The sequence below is a fragment of the Veillonellales bacterium genome (genome assembly GCA_039680175.1).
GTDB lineage: Bacteria > Bacillota > Negativicutes > JAAYSF01 > JAAYSF01 > JBDKTO01.
This window is the reverse complement of the sequence record JBDKTO010000053.1, coordinates 1-2,642: the sequence shown is the minus strand read 5'-3', so window position 1 is coordinate 2,642 and position 2,642 is coordinate 1. Positions and strand designations below refer to the sequence as shown.

Sequence of the window (2,642 nt, the reverse complement as noted above, 5' to 3'; positions counted from 1 at the left end):
TCTTGGGTCTGGCATTTTTTCTAAAATAGCAATGAGATTTTCCATCTTCTTCACCTCATTGCTATAATTTTCTCTTGCTACAGTTTTTCCTGCTTTTTATCTACTGAATTTTCATGAACATGCCCTGCTAAGTTTATGAGTGATATGGAAATTACAGGTATGAGGGTTGAATATTTAGGTCCTCATGAATTAGAAGAAAAATGGTTGTCCGATAACCAGAAATTATCTAAAATCGTACACGAAACCGGCATTCTAGACTTAATCAAGGCCCAAAAAAAATAAGCTTCAGAAAGTAAAAAAACCAGCAGCATTGCCACCGGGATGAAAAGAGTGGATATGAATATTGGGGATGTTTACGGTTTATAAATAAGCGGTGATTTTTAAAATTAATTTAGAGAAATCAACCGAAATTCGAATAAAAAATAGTGCCCTCACAATGAAGGCTTTTATAGGCACATGCTTACTGCCCACGTTGCACATGATATCCGAGACAGCAAAACAACTCTAAAATCCAAAAACACTTCCCCCTGCCAGCTAGTCAAATTATGAACCAGCGAACTGAGGGAAGTATTTTTCTACTGCAAAGTTATTATTTATTCAAATCGTAGTCGACGTAGCAAACATGGGTTACCTGGAATTCATCCAGACAGTGTTCCCCATCATCACCGCCAATGCCGGATTTACGCACACCCTGATGGAAGCCTTGGAAAGCTTCAAAGTGTTCCCGATTTACATAAGTTTCGCCAAATTTAATCTGGTTCAACGCCCTCATCATCGTGTCCGTATTCGTCGTATAAATGGAAGAGGTCAGGCCAAATTCACAATCGTTAGCATATTCAATGGCTTCATCCAATGTCCTAAAGGTCGTGATCGGCAGGACAGGTCCGAAAATTTCTTCGTGAAAAATCCGGAAGGAATGCCTGCAGTCCGTAATGACCGTAGGTTCATAGTAGAAGCCTTTGCCGTTGATTTTAGCTGCCTTGCCGCCGCATGCAATCTTGCCGCCTTCAGTCACAGCACTTTTGACCAATTCGTCGATATGTTCAACCTGCTGCTTGTTGATCATTGGCCCCATATCGAATTCTTTCTTGGCATCATCAGCTGGATTACCCCACTTGGTAGCGGCCATGCGGGTAATAATTTTTTTCGTGAATTCTTCGGCAATACCTTCCTGCACATATACACGTTCAGCGCAATTGCATGCCTGACCACCATTCACTATGCGGGAAGCCCAAACCCATTCAACGGTCTTATCAATATTGCAGTCATCCATAACGATGACCGGTGCTTTGCCACCCAGCTCCAAGGAAACCTTAGTGATATTCTGTGCGGCCGCCTCCATGATCCTAGTGCCTGCTTCCACGCTGCCTGTCATGCTGACCAGACTGACTTTGGGATTGGCAGACATGGCCTGACCTACAACAGACCCACGGCCTGTAATAACATTGATAACACCTTTTGGCAGCGAACTCTTGGCTACCAGCTTGGCAAATTCATAGCAACCGTTCGGCGAATCACTGGAAGGTTTCAGGACAACTGTATCACCAGCGATGAGCGCTGGGGCAACCTTGCGTCCAATAAGGAACAGAGGAAAATTCCAAGGCATGATTCCGGCAACAACACCGATTGGCATTTTGTACAAAAAAATATTTTCATTGGGACGGTCACTCGTAATGATTTCACCCTTCAGATGGCGAGCCATTCCGGCAAAATATTCCATATATTGTGGAAGCCAGCTAGCTTCTTTTTCTGACAGAGTGATGTCCTTACCTACTTCTTCCGCCGTGACTTTAGCAAATAAATCCTGGTTTTCTTTTACCAGCTCAGCCAGTTCCAGCAAGTATGCCGCTCTTTCAATAGGCGGAATCTTAGCCCAGCTCTTCTGTGCCTCGTAAGCAGCGTCCACGGCTGCATTTACATCTTCAGTGGTAGCTTTCGGTACTTTAGAAACGACCTCTTCCGTTGCCGGATTGACAACCTCAATCATTTCACGAGACCCATTTTCAATAAATTCTCCATTGATGAACAATTGGTACTGTTTCATAATATTTACCCCTCCGCTTAGATATGTATGCATTATCCATCAAGAAATATTATACTCTAAGACCCCCTGTCCTTATTTTTTGTAAAATTCCATCTATTTGTAATTATAAAATATTATGTATTTTGAACAAGTTTCACTCATTACCGACCTGTCACATATCTTTACATTTTTATTGTTTTGTCACTCATTATACAACCGCATAACCATTGCCAGGGGCGCTTTCGTATAGTAACTAAAAGAATACTAACTTCCTGTCGTATCTTTATAGTTCGATAAATCACTTAAGTAATCGTGCAGACGCGGCGGCATAGCATCCACCAGAAGCCGCGCCATGGTTGCCGGGGGAGTTTTCATGCCTTTTCTTGCCCAGTCAGCCGTTATATCCATCGAGCTCCGGCAATAAAATTCCAGCAAAAAAACAATATCTTCCGTCAAGGGCCCCTTTGCTATGGCAACCTCTTTATAAAATTGGTAAATGCAGCAGTAATCATAATGAAATAAGTTATTAAGATCCGAGGAAGAAAACGCTGACATAAAAAAATATTTTTCTTCTTGCATACACTCGAATTTTTTAGTTAACCCTTCTTCTAAAGACAGA

The 2,642-nt window shown here is 42.1% G+C and carries 3 protein-coding genes; 1 reads left to right on the top strand and 2 read right to left on the bottom strand.

Annotated features, from left to right (window positions below):
- The first annotated feature begins 135 nt into the window (after positions 1 to 135).
- The gene (locus ABFC84_08725) at positions 136 to 282 is read left to right on the top strand and encodes a hypothetical protein (protein ID MEN6412834.1); all 147 of its coding nucleotides are present in this window, start codon (positions 136 to 138) and stop codon (positions 280 to 282) included.
- A gap of 307 nt (positions 283 to 589) precedes the next feature.
- On the opposite strand, the gene aldA is transcribed toward ABFC84_08725, so the two are convergent.
- Both aldA and ABFC84_08715 read right to left on the bottom strand, forming a co-directional pair.
- Positions 590 to 2,044 carry an aldehyde dehydrogenase gene (aldA, locus tag ABFC84_08720; protein MEN6412833.1) on the bottom strand — a complete coding sequence of 485 codons (1,455 nt, stop codon included), beginning with the start codon at positions 2,042 to 2,044 and terminating at the stop codon, positions 590 to 592.
- A gap of 243 nt (positions 2,045 to 2,287) precedes the next feature.
- Positions 2,288 to 2,642: TetR-like C-terminal domain-containing protein (locus ABFC84_08715; GenBank protein ID MEN6412832.1), on the bottom strand; the 355-nt coding region annotated here is incomplete at its 5' end.